This is a genomic window from Shewanella sp. Isolate7, assembly GCF_022398425.1.
Lineage (GTDB): Bacteria > Pseudomonadota > Gammaproteobacteria > Enterobacterales > Shewanellaceae > Shewanella.
Window position 1 is genome coordinate 1 of the sequence record NZ_JAKEVJ010000088.1, and the last position, 15,547, is coordinate 15,547.

General features: G+C 52.9%; 13 protein-coding genes and 2 pseudogenes. 5 read left to right on the forward strand and 10 right to left on the reverse strand.

The window, feature by feature from the left end; translation table 11 throughout:
* A pseudogene (locus L1D47_RS17625) lies at positions 1-236 on the forward strand (IS4 family transposase); the annotation flags it as partial.
* A gap of 13 nt (positions 237-249) precedes the next feature.
* Here L1D47_RS17625 and L1D47_RS17630 read toward each other — a convergent pair.
* The 3 genes and pseudogenes from L1D47_RS17630 to L1D47_RS17640 form a co-directional block, all read right to left on the reverse strand.
* Positions 250-414: pseudogene (locus tag L1D47_RS17630) on the reverse strand (glutamate 5-kinase); the annotation flags it as partial.
* A 13-nt stretch (positions 415-427) separates the two neighbouring features.
* Positions 428-1,924, reverse strand: a complete 1,497-nt coding sequence (gene putP / locus L1D47_RS17635; RefSeq protein WP_239886215.1) for a sodium/proline symporter PutP — start codon at positions 1,922-1,924, stop codon at positions 428-430.
* Between the two features lie 4 nt (positions 1,925-1,928).
* Positions 1,929-2,105 (reverse strand): hypothetical protein, encoded by a 177-nt coding sequence (locus L1D47_RS17640; protein ID WP_239852124.1) that lies wholly within the window; start codon positions 2,103-2,105, stop codon positions 1,929-1,931.
* 538 nt (positions 2,106-2,643) lie between these two features.
* Here L1D47_RS17640 and L1D47_RS17645 point away from each other — a divergent pair.
* Positions 2,644-3,579: a mechanosensitive ion channel domain-containing protein gene (locus L1D47_RS17645; RefSeq protein ID WP_239886216.1), complete on the forward strand. Its 936-nt coding sequence runs from the start codon at positions 2,644-2,646 to the stop codon at positions 3,577-3,579.
* Here L1D47_RS17645 and mgtE read toward each other — a convergent pair.
* A complete protein-coding gene (gene mgtE, locus L1D47_RS17650) occupies positions 3,550-4,905 on the reverse strand; it encodes a magnesium transporter (protein WP_239886217.1) in 1,356 nt (451 codons plus the stop codon). The two genes, L1D47_RS17645 and mgtE, sit on opposite strands and share 30 nt — an antisense overlap.
* A 287-nt stretch (positions 4,906-5,192) precedes the next feature.
* Positions 5,193-5,984 carry a DUF4344 domain-containing metallopeptidase gene (locus tag L1D47_RS17655; RefSeq protein ID WP_239886218.1) on the reverse strand — a complete coding sequence of 264 codons (792 nt, stop codon included), beginning with the start codon at positions 5,982-5,984 and terminating at the stop codon, positions 5,193-5,195.
* 168 nt (positions 5,985-6,152) lie between these two features.
* Here L1D47_RS17655 and L1D47_RS17660 point away from each other — a divergent pair, with 168 nt between their 5' ends.
* On the forward strand, positions 6,153-6,914 hold the full coding sequence (locus tag L1D47_RS17660; protein WP_239886219.1) for a hypothetical protein: 762 nt from the start codon (positions 6,153-6,155) through the stop codon (positions 6,912-6,914).
* Between the two features lie 442 nt (positions 6,915-7,356).
* Here the strand turns inward: L1D47_RS17660 and ppiC are convergent, their stop codons facing one another.
* A complete protein-coding gene (gene ppiC, locus L1D47_RS17665) occupies positions 7,357-7,635 on the reverse strand; it encodes a peptidylprolyl isomerase PpiC (protein WP_041508681.1) in 279 nt (92 codons plus the stop codon).
* A gap of 202 nt (positions 7,636-7,837) precedes the next feature.
* On the reverse strand, positions 7,838-8,143 hold the full coding sequence (locus L1D47_RS17670; RefSeq protein ID WP_239886220.1) for a hypothetical protein: 306 nt from the start codon (positions 8,141-8,143) through the stop codon (positions 7,838-7,840).
* A gap of 337 nt (positions 8,144-8,480) precedes the next feature.
* Between L1D47_RS17670 and L1D47_RS17675 the strand changes: the two genes are divergently transcribed.
* Positions 8,481-9,374 (forward strand): LysR family transcriptional regulator, encoded by an 894-nt coding sequence (locus L1D47_RS17675; protein ID WP_239886221.1) that lies wholly within the window; start codon positions 8,481-8,483, stop codon positions 9,372-9,374.
* Positions 9,375-9,797: 423 nt separating this feature from the next.
* On the opposite strand, the gene L1D47_RS17680 is transcribed toward L1D47_RS17675, so the two are convergent.
* The 3 genes from L1D47_RS17680 to L1D47_RS17690 are packed head-to-tail and all read right to left on the reverse strand — an operon-like array spanning position 9,798 to position 12,512.
* Positions 9,798-10,367 (reverse strand): LUD domain-containing protein, encoded by a 570-nt coding sequence (locus tag L1D47_RS17680; RefSeq protein ID WP_239886222.1) that lies wholly within the window; start codon positions 10,365-10,367, stop codon positions 9,798-9,800.
* A 2-nt stretch (positions 10,368-10,369) separates the two neighbouring features.
* Positions 10,370-11,758: a lactate utilization protein B gene (locus L1D47_RS17685; protein ID WP_041508641.1), complete on the reverse strand. Its 1,389-nt coding sequence runs from the start codon at positions 11,756-11,758 to the stop codon at positions 10,370-10,372.
* 10 nt (positions 11,759-11,768) lie between these two features.
* Positions 11,769-12,512, reverse strand: a complete 744-nt coding sequence (locus L1D47_RS17690; RefSeq protein WP_041508642.1) for a (Fe-S)-binding protein — start codon at positions 12,510-12,512, stop codon at positions 11,769-11,771.
* A 450-nt stretch (positions 12,513-12,962) separates the two neighbouring features.
* Here L1D47_RS17690 and L1D47_RS17695 point away from each other — a divergent pair, with 450 nt between their 5' ends.
* Complete coding sequence (locus L1D47_RS17695; RefSeq protein WP_239886223.1) at positions 12,963-15,197, forward strand: acyl-CoA dehydrogenase; 2,235 nt, start codon at positions 12,963-12,965, stop codon at positions 15,195-15,197.
* Positions 15,198-15,547: the final 350 nt, after the last annotated feature.

Consider the following 15,547-nt stretch of genomic DNA (forward strand, 5'->3'; position numbering starts at 1 on the left):
TGCTGGTGCAATTGGCATTTTGGTGGGTGGGACTCTTTGGTGAAGCGAAGCAATTGCAACGACATTTCCAGGCCAATACGGTGAAGAAACGTAATGTGTTATCGATAGTGCGGATGGGAAAAGAGCTGATGCGACGACGAGACAGATACCCAATGTCAGCCGATGACCTACTCCATGCTGCCAGGAAGCTGGCTGAGTTATCACTCATTTACGGCTGCTGGGGGTATGAATTATGAGGGGATCCTACAGCACCGAGCCCGAGGAGACCAGGACAACCTGGATCCCCTGGGCGCGGCAGTTCGCGATAAATTGGGCGATTCCTAGCAGGTAATGGCTGCTGCATCCTTGCTTATGAGGAGCAATCAGGGCACTACCCACCTTAACGACTATGCGTTTCCAGTGTATGTTTGCCATGTTTTCCCCTGCCTTATCTTTGCTCTGCTAGCTGACGTGCGGCTTCATCGAAGGTCTCTATGGTGTTCTCGCAGGGATCGCCATCCAGGGCGCTCACGCCCCAGATAACCAGGCTGCTGGCCATGAATCCTGGGATCATCTCATAGAGCATTGAACTGAGCGCCTTGCCCTCGGGCAGTACTGGCGCGTAGATCCAGAACAGCACAGTCGCGGCGCCTGCCACAATACCGGCCACGGCGGCCTTGTGGGTCAGGTTCTTCTTGTAGAGGCTAAACAGGACCAGTGGACCGAAGGCGGCGCCGAAGCCGGCCCAGGCATTACTCACCAGTGATAGAATGCTGTTAGAGCGATCGAGCGCCAACAGGCTGGCGACTATGGCCACACCTGCCACGCCGAAGCGGCCAAGTTTTACCATCTCCTCTTCGCTGGCCTCTTTCTTGGAGACCACACGGTAGATATCTTCGGTCAGCGAGCTCGATGACACCAGCAGCTGAGACGAGATGGTACTCATGATCGCTGCCAGAATCGCCGCTAACAGGAAGCCGCTGATCAAGGGGTGGAACAGCAGTTCTGAGAAGACGATGAAGATGGTCTCAGGGTCGCTCAGCTTCATGTTGAACTTGTTGGCATAGGCGATACCCACCAGGCCGGTGGCCAGTGCGCCTATGATGGTGACTGTCATCCAGCTCATGCCGATGTTCTTGGCGGTCTTAATATCCGACACGCTGCGGATCGCCATGAAGCGCACTATGATGTGGGGCTGACCGAAGTAACCCAGACCCCAAGAGAGCGCCGAGATCAGACCCAGCAGGGTGACGTTTTGCATCGCCTCACCAAAATGGGGGATAGACTCATAGGCGAAGTTCATCATCTTGTCGGCATTGCTGAACTCCTGATAGGCCACCACAGGGACCAAGATCAGCGCGATAAACATGATGCAGCCCTGAACGAAGTCGGTCAGGCTGACTGCTAAGAAGCCACCCAGCAGGGTATAGGAGACCACCACACCCAGGGTGATCGCCAGCCCCAGCTCGTAGTTCACCTCGAAGGCCGACTCAAACAGCTTACCGCCTGCTACTAGACCTGCCGAGGTGTAGAGGGTAAAGAAGATCACTATGATCACCGCAGAGATGATGCGGACATTGCTGCTGGGATCATGAAAACGCTTGGCGAAAAATTCAGGGATCGTCAGGGCGTTGTTGGCGACCTCGGTATAGACCCTGAGTTTGGGGGCCACGATCAGGTAGTTCACCAGGGCACCCAACAGCAGACCCACGGCGATATAGATGGTCTCGAAGCCCACCAAAAACATGGCACCGGGCAGGCCCATCAACATCCAGCCGCTCATGTCGGAGGCGCCGGCAGAGAGGGCGGTGACCTGTGGGCTCACCTGTCTGCCACCTAAGATGTAGCCTGACACGTCATCGGTCGAGCGGCGGTAGGCAAACAGGCCAATGGCCAACATGGCCAGAAAATAGATAGCAAGCGAGAGATAAGTTAAGTAATGCATGGATTTAGTGGCCTCCTAACGCTTTGTTATTTTGACTCCCGCCGGGTTTCAACATGACAAAAAGATAGGTACTTAAGATGGCGAATAAACAGGTGAGTTGCATGGCATAGGTTGCCTTGCCGTGGAGCTTGTGCCACGCCTGTGAGATGAGATTTTCTTCCGTTGCATTGTCTGACGACATTGTGCCCTCCTGAGCAGTTGTAAAAAATTAATTAGAAACCTAATAGTTAGTTCTCAAACCATATTAACATCCAGAGCGATCACTTTTCCACCCCGGATCAAGCCTTGATCTCGAACCCCTCTTAGCTGAAATTGCCGGAAACCCTCGTTATTATTGGCTTTGTGTCAGTTTGGTAAAATTAATAAGTCACCTGTAAATAAGATAATACGCCTAACCTTATTGCGGGCTGGTGTGAGCTTTATGGATGAAAAATCATCAATCGTGATTGGTTTTATGCGCCGAGACGATGGCGGAGTAGGGCTGTTTTGGCCGAATTTCCGATTTATAGCAGGTTTGGGCTATAGGGTGTTTTGATTATACCTGTAACTATATTAGTCGGCGTGGGGCTGACCCCCTGGGTCGCTGGTGATGAGGTACACCTTGACTCTAATGCCTTGATCTTAATGACTTGCTCTTAACACCTTGAGCTTAGTGCTTAAATCCCGCTTTTGTCCCGGGCTGTTATACTCATTAAACGTTGGGTCGCGGCGGAGCTGGTATGGACTGGGCAGATATCAAGGAAATCTTATCTTTCGTACTCTTTACCTATGGTGAGTCGGGGATCATCGTCTCTCAGGTTCTGCAGGTGCCGCTGCTTCTGCTGTTGGCCTGGTTTATCGTGACCCGTATCGGCAAGCTCATTCGCCGTGCCATGCTGGCCCGTAAGGTGGCGCCGGACGCGGTGCATCTGTTTTCCCGTATCTACCTCATCCTGGCGATTGCTATCATTGTGGTGACCAGCCTGGAGATCCTCAATATTCCCCTCAAGGTGTTTGCCTTCGTGTCCGGTGCCATCGCCATTGGGGTGGGCTTTGGGGCGCAGAACATCATCAATAACTTTATCAGCGGCTGGATCTTGATGTGGGAGCGGCCGATCCGTATCGGCGATTTTCTGGAGATAGGCGACACCAAAGGCGTGGTGGAGAGCATCAATACCCGCTCGACCCTGATTCGTCGCAACGATGGGGTACACATGCTGGTGCCCAATAGCCATCTGCTTGAGAACACTGTGACCAACTGGACCCTGATCGACAATATCGCCCGTTCGACGGTTAGGGTTGGGGTGGCCTATGGCTCAGACGTGGAGAAGGTGGCGGCCATCATCAAGCAGACGCTGGATGATCATGACGAGATCTTAGATGGCCCCGCGCCCATTGCCATCTTCGAAGATTTTGGCGATAACGCGTTGATCTTCGATGGTATCTTCTGGGTGTGTGCCAGTAGCGAGGCGGATATTCGCCGCATCCGCAGCGACATACGTTTTCGGCTCTATAAGCTGTTTAATGATGCCGGCATAGTGATCGCCTTCCCTCAGCGGGATCTGCATATCGATGGCGAGCTCAAGCTTACGGGCAGGTCACCGAGTGGCTCGGAGTCTGATTCAGAGTCTAGTTCAGAGCCTAGTTCAGAGGATGAACAGGGTCGCCAAGCCTAAGAAGGCGAAGAAACCCACCACATCTGTCACCGTGGTGAGCACGACACCGCCGGCCAGGGCCGGATCTATGCCTATCTTCTTGAGCAGCATAGGAATGCTGGCGCCGGCCACGACACCTGTGATCAGCACTATCACCATGGCGAGACCAAATACCAGTCCCAGCTGCCAGTCGCCAAACCACCTGAGGGCGATGAAGGCGACTAGGGCGGCCCACAGCAGGGCATTGAGCGCGCCGATACTGAACTCATGACCAATCAGCCTGATGATGTTGTTGCGGTTGACCTGATTGAGCGCAAGGCCCCGGGTTACCAGAGTGAGGGTCTGACTGCCGGCGACGCCGCCCATGCTGGCCACCACGGGCATCAGCACCGCCAGGGCAACCACCTTCTCGATGGCGGCCTCGAACAGGCCGATCACCCAGGCGGCGAGGAAGGCGGTAAGCAGGTTAATCCCGAGCCAGAGCGCCCGTCTCGTGGCGCTGCGAACTATGGGCGCAAACATATCCGGGTGGGTGTTTAAGCCTGCCTGGGAATAGAGCGCCTTGTCGGCCTCATCCTGAATCACGTCGATTACATCGTCCACCGTGATGCGACCAATAAGTTTCTGTTCGTCGTCCACCACGGGCGCCGAGAGCAGATCCTGGTCTTTAAAGACCTGGGCGACGCTGCTGGCGGGCATCTGTGGCGTAAATCGGGTTACCTGGGTCGACATCAGCTCGCGAATGCTGATATCCATCTCGGTGGAGACCAGGAGGCTCAGGGGGACGATTCCCAACAGGTGGTTGTCGCGATCGACCACCATCAGGCTGTCTAAGTGTTCCGGCAGCTCGCCTTCGCGCTGGCGCAGACGACGCAGATAACGCAGGGCCGCCTTAACCGAGACATCGGCACGCAGGGCGCTACTATCCACATCCATCAGACCGCCGGCGCTGTTGTCTGGGTAGTCTCTGACGCGCTCATAGCGCTGCCTGCGCTGGGCGTCCATTGCCTGCACCATGGCCGATACCACGGGCATGGGCAGATCGGCATCGATATCCGCCAGCTCATCCATCTGCATCTGGCTCAGACCCATGATGAGTCTGGCTTCTTCTGTCTGTTGGATCAGCGTGCGGCGCAGTGGTTTGGGCAGTGCCAGCAGCACCTTGGCGCAGCTGCTCGTGGGCACCAGCGCCCAGATCTGTAGTCGCTCTTTGGGAGGCTGAGACTCGAGCAGACGGGCGGTCTCGGCGCTGGTGCATTCGGCTAAAATTCCCTGAATGGCGGCGTTATCGCCATGAAGTAATGCGCTGTCGAGCCTGTCTGCAAACTGCTGAAAATTGTCGGTCATTCGATATCCTTTACTGCCTGGGTTGCACGACTCGGCCTGTCCGTTGTGGGCTGGACTCTTATCTTTAAAGTGACGGAAGGAATAAGCCAAGCTTAGTATACGCTAACGAATTTAGAGCCTTAGTGATAGCTTTGCTTCTTAAGCTGTTAGCTAAAGTACTTAGTCGATGGCGTAAGATAGGGGAGCTGGCAAGTTGGATGATTTATATAATCCATCCCTTAAAGTGCTGACAGTTCATCCGGCCAGGCGCGTTTTGCCTAGGTGATGTTCAGGGGCACTCACCACCTTTACTGGCTGAGCTTTTCCGTTTCGTTGGCCTTGATGTAAGGCTCTAATAACATGAGCCAGCTGCGTGAGATGGCGGCGTATTCTTCGATGCACAGCTCGGCCCTCTCTTCCCCTAGCAGCCCCTCTTTAACTATGGTTGCATACTTGTCGGGGGCGCTGCCGTAGACGTGACATAGGGTCGTAAAATAGCGTTGATCGTCCAGGCTGTGTTCGTCCCAAAAGTCTTCATCTTCAAGCACCTCTCTGTCGTCACTCTCGATATCAAACAGATCGGCGGCGCTTAACGCAATCTCCTGACCATCATCGAAAAACTCGACGAGAAGCGTCGTGGCTAGGGCATCGGCGGCATCTTCCTCTTTTCCGAGAACTGGCAGCTGATATATGTCGATGAGGGCGTGGGCAAACTCGTGAAACAGGGTGTGCAGCAAGGCATCATCCGTCGCCTGCTTGGGTGTCACGCCAGTCTTATCATAGCTAGCCTGCTTGAATCTGTGCCTGACCTCGTCAACGAAAGCATAGGGGATCATGATGCTGCCGCTCTCGCCATCAAACAGCGGGCCATCATCGCCGCCGAAGGCAACCGCAAGAGGCTCTGCGAGTTTGAAGTGCTCATTGATAAACCTAACACCCGTATTCATGACCCCCGATGCGATAAGCTCCTCTCTTATCGCCTTCTCTGCCGCGTCGCCAGGATTGCCATACTCGAGGCGCACACCAACCTCAGCAAAGGCTGATGAAGCCATTACGATCACACCCGCCACAGCAAGCGATAAAGATTTTACGATACTCAATTTTGTTCCTTACTATGTAAAAGGGCCTTAACGTCACCAGCAAACTGTATTATGGGATTTTAACTCGATGTAGATCAATGTTAGCTAAAAAAGGGGGAATCAATACTTGCGATATCTAGCTGATTTGTTGTTTATTATTATGAATCTAGATTCAGGGACGTTAGGCTTATGAGAAGTAGTATTTTATGTTTTTTGTTTAGTGTGTTCTATGTGGGGAGCGCCTGGCCATGTGGACCTGTGCCCGAAAAAGTATCGAACATCATAAAGCAAAATAATGAGCTGATCTTAGTCGGTGAGATGCATGGAACCCTGGAGTCTCCTCACTATTTTTATGAAATAGTGTGTAACGCAATAAATTTATCTGAAAAGCAAGTCGTAGCAGCCATTGAGCTGTTTGATGGTGACGTCACCCTCGATGGCGACAATAAACATCTCGCTAGGGCTGTTAACCGTTCCGATGTCTGGCAGAAAAATCACGATGGCAAGACAAGCGAAGCAATGTTTGAGCTGTTGGAGCGGTTCAACTTATTGGTGAAGGATGGCAAGTTGAAGGTGATCTTTTTTGATAAAGATGATGAAGCAAGAGACTTGTCGATGGCGATGACGCTAAAAGAGCATTTTTCGGGTGATTCACTAGTTATCGCCTTGACTGGAAATCGGCATAACAAGGTTAAGCATGGCAATAGTTGGGATCCCAACTCAAAAAATATGGGCGCCTATCTGAAGGAGATGGATGTAAATCTATCGAGTATCAATTTACTGACCAATGGTGGGAATGCGTGGGTGTGCATGCCAAATTGCGCTAATCATGAACTCTCTACACGTAACCTTGAAGGCTACGAGGATGTATTTGATGCGAGCGACAAGAGTGGTTATCAGTATCACTGGCTAGTTGGAACGGTACACGCGTCAGAGCCTAAAGTAAGGTGAGTTGCTGTTGTAACTGGTTAGGCAACGCTGATAGTAACCTAATCATTTACGAATAAAAGTAAGTTACTCAAATAACGACTAGTAGAGTTAGCTTTTAATTGGTGTGTACTTGCGGATTACTGGATTTTAGCTCAAGAGCATTACCATTCATTCGTGATAAATGAAGTTAAATCGAAGAGACGATAGAAGTTAGTGTAAACACGATTTTGGCCTTCGAAATCAGGGATGATTTCGTAGAGCCCACATGGAAGTGCTCGCGGCGAGCCAAAATAGTGTTTGCACATTGGTTCGCCGCAGGCGATAGGTTACAGCGAAGGTAGGGTATTAAAAAAGCGAATTCAGTTCGAAAGAATGGTTGAGTGAGTGTAATGCACTAAGATAAATAGAGGGGTGGATGACAGTTAACTATCACCCCTTTGAACACTTAGGCTAAACCTAAGCATCAAGTCCGATACAACACCTTCACCACATGCCAGCCGAACTTAGTCTTCACCAGATGCGGGGTGATCAGCTCGCCGGTGAAGCAGACCTTGTCGAAGGCCGGGACCATCTGTCCTTTCTTGAACTCACCCAGGCTGCCGCCTTTCTTGCCCGATGGGCAGGTAGAGTGTTTCTTGGCGAGTTGGTCAAACTTGGCGCCCTTGTTGAGCTTTTCGATAATCTCTTCGGCGAGCTCTTTATGTTTGACTAAGATATGAAGCGCCGCTGCGGTTCTGGCCATCTGGTGTTGCCTCTTGGCTAATAAATTGGATCTGATACTGGCCATTATACTGGCTTAGGCCTCGCTGGCCCAAGAGGATTTAGCCCACCTTGGTTTGGGGCTGCCCATTTCACGCGGCAATAGGATAGCCAGGATTGTGAAAGGGCCTCCGTAAAGGAGACCCTTAGGTGATTAAATTTGCCGAGCCTTAATTTGACAAGCTTTAATTTGCCGAGCGTAGGGTCGATTTCCGATAAGAATAGTGATTGTTGATGAGTAGATTCTCAGACAGCGTCATGGCCTTGGCTGTGACCGCCTCCCCCTCTTGTTGATACTTGCTGACCTGATAGTTAACGAAGTCAACCACATAAACGGGCTTGTTGTCCTGCTTCGCGAGTACCTTGGCGGCCTGTTGCTGAGCTGCGGCCGATGAGCAATCGTTACATTCAATGGCGGTAAAGTTAGCGAAAGCTGCGCCCGAAAATGCTGATGAGGCGAGTAGGAGTGCTGTAGGGATCATCTTATTCATTATTATCTTCCTTATGGCAAATGTGACCGATATCACATTTATTCTGCTGTGCAAAATATCATCTGTCTAGTTTTTGTCTTAAAAATTAATATCTTGCTCACGTCTAAATTAGCGAGCGCTAAGCTTGCTGGCGCTGGGTTTGCTCATGAACTGAGGGGCTAACCCATTGAGAAGTCTGGGGGAATGATAAGCAAGGAGCCTATTGGGCGAGTATCTGTGGCAGCAGATGAGGGATTTATTGATTGAGCGCAAGCTTAATGAGGTCAGATAGCTGTCTGACACACTTGGTTTTGTTATAATTCTTATCCATTTCTAATCGGTTTTTTCGAGGCTTTTGATGGCGCGCAACGTAGGCACGGAACTTGAGCTTATCCATCTGTTTGTACATCTGGTGAATACCGGAGGGTTTTCGCAGGTGGCAAAAGAGCTGGGAATACCTGTGGCTACCGTGAGTCGTAAGGTCACTAAGCTGGAGAGTCTGCTCGATACCCAGCTGATCATGCGCAGTACCCGTAAGCTCAGGCTGACCGAAGAGGGCAGTGAGCTCTTTGGTCGCTATCAAAATGTGGTCGCCCAGTTTGACCGTTGTAGCGAGCCCAGAGTCGAGAAGGCCGAAGGTACGCTGCGCATCGCGGCGCCCGTGTCGATCATCTCGATGATCTTCATCGGGGTGCTGAACGACTTCTCCAAGACCTACCCGGATATTCAGCTGCACATTACTCAGAATAACTCCAGCATAGATCTGATCGATGAGGGGGTGGACGTGGCCATTGTCGGCGGCGCCCAGCCGGATTCCTCCTGGGTCTCCAAGTCGCTTGGGGTGCTGGATTATGCTTTGTTTGCCTCGCCGGGTTATCTTGCCTGTGCCGGCATTCCTCACCATCCCGATCAGCTGGTGGAACATTCCTTGATCAAGGTGTGGCCCCTGTTTAACTGGTCGATGAAACACATTAACGGCGAAGACTTTTACTACGAGGGGCCGGCCAAGCTAACCCTTGGCGATCTCAACGGCGCGGTGAAGGCGACGGTGGATGACGGCGGTATCCTCTATGGGCCTGAGTTGTTTGTCAAAGCCGAACTCGCCTCGGGCGAACTGCGCCGGGTGCTGCTCGACTGGCAGGGGGAGCAGCGGCGGATCTCGCTACTCTACCATCAGCGCACGCATCAGCCCCTCAAGGTGAAGCTGTTTATCGAGTTTATGCAGGAAAGGGCCAGCTGCCTGTTTCATTAATAACTATTCCTCTTGTACCTAATCCACTCGACTCTGCTCGATAAGTATTGGTTCAGATACGCCAGGTTTTCGCTGTTTGAGGCAAAAAAAGCCACCCTAGTAAAAGCGGTGGCCAGGCAGTTTGAGGCTGCTAAATAGGGTTGAAGCTTAGGGAAGGTGCGAACAAGTCGTCGCACAGCTCTGGCTTTGATAGCAGCGACAGTTCAAGGCATTCAACTGAGGGCATGCCGAGGCCTGCTGAAGTTGAATAACGCCGAAATGGTGTTGCTATCAAAGCCCCGCAGGGCGAGGCTTACAGCGGTATTTGCTGCGTTACAGTTCTTGCGAAGGACTAGGGCCATTCGCTGCAAACTGTGCCTTGCATCTATCCACTTTAAGTACACGCAGAGCAAGCACGGGACTTATTCGCACCTTCCTTAGGTGTTAAATGAGGTAAACATTCAGGCTACGGGCGCCGTGGGCACCGACGACCAGCGCCTGCTCGATATCGGCCGTCTTAGAGGGGCCTGCGATAAACACGCCGAACTCGCCGCTGTCTAGGCCTATCTTTTTGATCGCCTGATGCAGGTTGGCGACCACCTTGTCGGCGCTCACCACCAGAAACAGGTTCTCACAGATAAAGGGTGTTACCCTGTGACCCAGGTGTTGGTTATTGACCCAGATGGCACCATTTTCCGCCACGGCGACATCGCCTGGGATCACGGCAAAGTCGATATCTTTCAGTTCGTGAGCCGTTTCCGGGGCGCTGCGGTTGCCGGTGACGCCCTCGACCTGAGAGATCACCTGCTTACCTTCTTTGATCAGTTCGTCCACTTTAGCCTGTAAGGCGGCCAGGCCACCTTCTTTGTGCAGAGTTCCCGCCACTGTGCCCAGGTTAGTTTCAAACTGGCCGATCACATCGTCAAGACGTGGGCTGACATTGATTGGCGGCATGGCCTGAGGTGCAACCGCGACGCTTTTTAATGCATTGAGAATTGATTGCTTGCTCGACATGTTTATTGACCTCTGTTTTTGTTAAACCAAGCTTCGAAGCTGGACTTAGGTGCGACCGGCAGTTCTCTGTACTTGCCCCAGGCGCCCGAGAATGGCTTGAGTAGCGAACCCGGCAGGATGCGCAGCGCGGTGCGGGCGACACTCATGGAGCAGTTGAGCATGGTCTCACTGGCCATGAAGTTGCCTACAAGCGGCATATAGTTGCGCTTGCCGTATGGCAGCTTGCCCGCCTTGGCCTTGAGGCGACGGTGGTGATGGATGATCTTATCTAGCGGCACCTTGGTCGGACAGACATAGCTACAGCTGCCGCACAGGGTACAGGCCCAAGGGATAGAGTGAGTGTCATCGGCCTGTGCACCTACGGCGATACCGATAGGGCCAGGAATCGTGTAGTTGTAGCTGTAACCACCCGAGCGACGATACACGGGGCAGGTGTTCAGGCAGCCGCCACAGCGAATACACTTGAGCGATTCGGCCAGAATCTTGTCTTTCAGCATGTCGGTACGGCCGTTGTCGACGATGATGATGTGCATCTCGCCGCCGTCCTGCGGACCGCGATAGAAGCTGCTGTAGGTGGTAATAGGTTGCCCCGTCGCGTTGCGGGCCAGGGTGCGTAGCAAGATGGCGGCGCTGTCGAGATCCGGCACCATCTTGTCGATACCCATGGAGTGCAGCTGTAGTTTCGGCAGGTTAGCGCCCATGTCGGCGTTACCTTCGTTGGTGCAGACGACGACTGCGCCTTTATCGGCAATTGCCATGTTTACCCCTGTCATGGCCGCATCGGCCGACAGGAACTGCTCACGCAGGTGGGCGCGGGCGGCGCGGGTCAGATAGGTGGGGTCCGAGGCGCCGGCCTCTGTGCCCAGCTTGTCGTGGAAGAGGTCGCCCACTTCCTCTTTCTTCATGTGGATCGCCGGTACCACGATATGTGACGGTGGCTGCTTGGCCAGCTGGATGATGCGCTCGCCAAGGTCGGTGTCGATCACCTCTATGCCTTTGCTCTCTAGGTAAGGGTTAAGGTGACACTCTTCGGTGAGCATCGACTTAGACTTAACCAGCTTCTTCACCTGATGCTTGGCCAGTATGCTATGCACTATCTGGTTGTGCTCGGCGCCATCTTTGGCCCAGTGCACCACGATGCCGTTGGCCTGACAGTTCTTCTCGAAGGTCTCTAGGTACTCGCCCAGGTGGGTCAGAGTATGTAGCTTCATCTCGGAGCCGAGCTGACGCAGTTGTTCCCATTCAGGCAGGCTTCCGGCGGCGCGATCACGCTTCTCACGCAATACCCAAAGGGCCTTAGAGTGCCAATCGACGCGCGCCTCATCTTTACAGAAGATGTCGGCCTTCTTCGCATGCACGCCTGAGTTGAGTGCGGTTGTTTGACTAGACATGGTCGGCTCCTTAGAGGGCTGCGTTGATGACTTCGGCGATATGACGGGTCGCGATCGGCAATAGCTGACGGCGGATCATGCCGTCTAAGTGCAACAGGCAGGAGGGGTCGAAGCCCACCGCATAGGTTGCCCCTGTGGCGGCGTGTGCCTGCGCCTTGTCTTTACCCATCTTGGCGGAGACGGCGCCTTCGTCGACGGCGAAGGTACCACCGAAGCCACAACATTCGTCGCGACGATCCGGATAGACGATTTCGATGCCAGGGATGCTGCTCAGTACGGCCTCTACCTTATTGGTGCGTGGGCCCATCTGCTCGCTCGGTGTGGCTAGGTCCAACATGCGGATGCCGTGACAGCTGAGCTGCAGGCTGATCTTGTAGTTGAAGGCCTTGTTGAAGGCAGGAATAGGGGCGACATCGTGGAGGAATTCGGTCAGCTCGTAGAGCTTATCGATCACCGCCTGGGCCTCTGGGCTGTCGTCAAACTCATGGAAGTTTTCCTTTGCCGCTACCAGGCAAGAGGCTGCCGGGCAGACGATGGCGTCACACTCGACCCCTTTGAAGGCATTTAACAGCTTGAGGGTGGTCTTCTTGGCTTCATCAAAACAGCCCGAGTTGGTCATGGGCTGACCGCAACAGGTTTGGCCCTTGGGCAGTATGACCTGATGGCCGAGTTTTTCGAGGAGTTCGACGGTTGCGATGCCGACATGGGGCATCATCTGGTTCACCAGACAGGGAATGAATAGGGCTATCTTCATGAAGCACTCTCTTTTTTTGATGGCTGCATGTGGGCGAATGCGCTGGCTTATTCAGTGCCGCTACAGGCGGCATAAGCTTGGTATTTAGCCCATGTTGCAGGGTTATTTGTGATGATAATTTAAGCTTATATCCACATAATAAGTAGTGCTAATTTAGTAAATATATATACGTATTTTTTCATTTCTGAAACAGTGTGATTTTGGTCTCTCATTGTTGGAAAAAGTCACTGATCCAGGTCAAAAAAGGCTTGATTAAAACAATTATATGAAACGGTTGTTTAAATTTTTTATTTGGGCGTACACTTGTAACCTTTTGAAAAGAATGGGCTTAATTTTAAGTTATGTTTGTAACTGTAAAATAAAGCATTTTTTTGAGGTTAGAATGTTTGATCTAATTCGTTTTTTGTGACGTAATGCACACTAGGTTTTCTGGTCGGATGAGTCTGAAAGATGAGTATTAGAACAAAATTTAAAAAAGTACTGCCGAGTATATCTACCACCGAACAAGAGGCGCTCGACGCCGGTGATGTGTGGCTAGAGGGATCTATCTACCAGGGGATCCCAGACTTCGATGCCCTGCGTCAGGTTCCGGGTGCCACGTTGTCCGATGAGGAGCAGGCCTTCCTCGACGGCCCAGTGCAGACCTTGATCGAGATGGTGGATGATTTTGCCATTCAAAACAGCCTGCACCTGCCAGATAACATTCTTAACTTCTTAAAAGAGCATAAGTTCTTCTCGCTGATCATTCCCAAGGCCTTTGGTGGTCTTGAGTTCAGCCCTTATGCCAACTCAACCATAGTGGCGACCATTGCCGCCAAGAGTTCGGCGGTGGCGGTTACCGTGATGGTGCCTAACTCTTTAGGCCCTGGTGAGCTATTGATGCATTACGGTACTCAGGCTCAGCAAGATTTTTGGCTGCCGCGTCTGGCCAACGGCCAGGAGATCCCCTGTTTCGCACTGACCAGCCCAGAGGCCGGCTCGGATGCCGGTGGTATTCCGGATATCGGCACTGTCACCATGGGCGAATATCAGGGCGAGCAGGTGCTCGGCCTGTCGGTGACCTGGGACAAGCGTTATATCACCCTGGCACCTATCGCCACCGTATTAGGTTTGGCCTTTAAGGTGGAAGATCCACAGGGTCTGTTAGGGGGCAAGGAGCAGCTAGGCATCACCTGCGCGCTGATCCCTAAGTCTCATCTTGGCGTCGAGCTGGGCAATCGCCACGACCCTATGGGCTGTCGTTTCTATAACGGGACGACTCGCGGCGAGAATGTGTTTATTCCGATGGACTTCATCATTGGTGGTCAGCAGAACATAGGTCGCGGCTGGCAGATGCTGGTGGCCTGTCTCGGCGCCGGCCGTGGTATCTCGCTACCGGCGCTAGGGGTCTCTGTGAGTCAGGCCTCGTTTAAGTCGTCGGCAGAATACGCCGCCGTGCGTGAGCAGTTTGGTCTGGCCATCGGCAAGTTCGAGGGGATTCAGGAGAAGCTGGCTGATATCGCAGGTAAGACCTATCTGCAAGAGGCGATGCGTGTACTGACCACAGAAGGCCTGGGCCTGGGGCTTAAGCCATCAGTGGTGACGGCAATGGCTAAGTATCACATGACGGAGATCGGCCGCGACGTGCTGAACTCGGCCATGGACATTCAGGCCGGTAAGGCGATTCAGCGTGGCCCACAAAATACCCTGGCTTCTGCCTATGTGGCGCAGCCTATCGCCATCACGGTGGAAGGGGCGAATATTCTGACCCGCAATCTGATGATCTTCGGTCAGGGCGTAATGCGTTGTCACCCTCATCTGCAGAGCATGGTAGAGGCGATTCACAGCGACGATAAGGATGCCGACAAGACCTTTAACCGCATCTTCAAGCTGACGGTGGGCTACAGTGTCGGTAACAGTCTGCGCGCCTTCCGCTTAGGTCTGCTGCCTTTCACTGCGGGAGCCAAGTCTGAGCTGAGCGAAGTAGTGGAATATGAGAAGGCGGTGCACAAGCTGGCGTCTAAACTGGCTGTGTATGCCGACTTCTCCTTGCTGGTGCTCGGTGGCAAGCTCAAGCAGGCCGAGATGCTGTCGGCGCGTCTGGGGGATGTGATGAGCTACCTGTACGCGGCCATGGCCTCGATTCGTTACTACGAGCAGAAGGTGAGCAGCGAACATCGTGCGCAGGCCAAGCCTTATTTCGAGTATGCTACACGTTGGGCGCTGGTTAACGCCGAAAACGCGCTGCTGAGCTTCCTGGACAATTTCCCATCGGCAGCGACCCGCCAGCTGATGAAGCTGATCACCGTGACCTACTCGCCTAAGATGAAGAAGATCAACGACGACCTAGTCCGTGAACTGGCCCACGAGGCGCAGCTCAATACCCAGATCAAGCGTCAGCTGACCCATCTGGTGAAGCCTGTTCCGGGCGATGGTAACGATATCAATCAGCAGGCCTATCTGGCTAAGATCGCCTGTCTGCCGCTGCTGGCCAAGGTGAAGAAGGGGCTGAAGCAGGGCTACTTTAAGTCTGGTGTCAGATTTGCGCAGACGCTGGACAGAGCCCGCGCCGCCAAGATCATCACCGAGGGCGAGCACAAGCAGCTGCTTGATTACAACCTTAAGCGTGAGCGTGCCATTCGAGTCGACGAGTTTGACTTCGATATGCAGCTGGTCGATGACAGAGCGGCACTGAAAATAGCTTAGTGCCCGTCGTGTAAACATAAAAGCCGCCTGCTAGAGCGGCTTTTTTATGTTTGAGGTTATACCAATAGTCGTAAATAATTGATCACGCTAGCTTGTTAAAGCGCTCGATAACTGTATTAGGGAAGGTGCGAATAAGTCCCGTGCTTGCTCTGCGTGTGCTTAAAGTGGATAGATGCTAGGCACAGTTTGCAGCGAATGGCCCTAGTCCTTCGCAAGAACTGTAACGCAGCAAATACCGCTGTAAGCCTCGCCCTGCGGGGCTTTGATAGCAACACCATTTCGGCGTTATTCAACTTCAGCAGGCCTCGGCATGCCCTCAGTTGAATGCCTTGAACTGTCGCTGCTATCAA

Excerpts from the sequence above, each read along its gene's own strand:
- L1D47_RS17640 (WP_239852124.1), bottom strand. The coding sequence starts at position 2,105 with ATGTCGTCAGACAATGCAACGGAAGAAAATCTCATCTCACAGGCGTGG.
- L1D47_RS17695 (WP_239886223.1), top strand. The coding sequence starts at position 12,963 with ATGAGTATTAGAACAAAATTTAAAAAAGTACTGCCGAGTATATCTACC.
- mgtE (WP_239886217.1), bottom strand. The coding sequence starts at position 4,905 with ATGACCGACAATTTTCAGCAGTTTGCAGACAGGCTCGACAGCGCATTA.
- putP (WP_239886215.1), bottom strand. The coding sequence starts at position 1,924 with ATGCATTACTTAACTTATCTCTCGCTTGCTATCTATTTTCTGGCCATG.
- L1D47_RS17690 (WP_041508642.1), bottom strand. The coding sequence starts at position 12,512 with ATGAAGATAGCCCTATTCATTCCCTGTCTGGTGAACCAGATGATGCCC.
- L1D47_RS17670 (WP_239886220.1), bottom strand. The coding sequence starts at position 8,143 with ATGAATAAGATGATCCCTACAGCACTCCTACTCGCCTCATCAGCATTT.
- L1D47_RS17660 (WP_239886219.1), top strand. The coding sequence starts at position 6,153 with ATGAGAAGTAGTATTTTATGTTTTTTGTTTAGTGTGTTCTATGTGGGG.
- L1D47_RS17645 (WP_239886216.1), top strand. The coding sequence starts at position 2,644 with ATGGACTGGGCAGATATCAAGGAAATCTTATCTTTCGTACTCTTTACC.
- L1D47_RS17675 (WP_239886221.1), top strand. The coding sequence starts at position 8,481 with ATGGCGCGCAACGTAGGCACGGAACTTGAGCTTATCCATCTGTTTGTA.
- L1D47_RS17685 (WP_041508641.1), bottom strand. The coding sequence starts at position 11,758 with ATGTCTAGTCAAACAACCGCACTCAACTCAGGCGTGCATGCGAAGAAG.
- L1D47_RS17680 (WP_239886222.1), bottom strand. The coding sequence starts at position 10,367 with ATGTCGAGCAAGCAATCAATTCTCAATGCATTAAAAAGCGTCGCGGTT.
- ppiC (WP_041508681.1), bottom strand. The coding sequence starts at position 7,635 with ATGGCCAGAACCGCAGCGGCGCTTCATATCTTAGTCAAACATAAAGAG.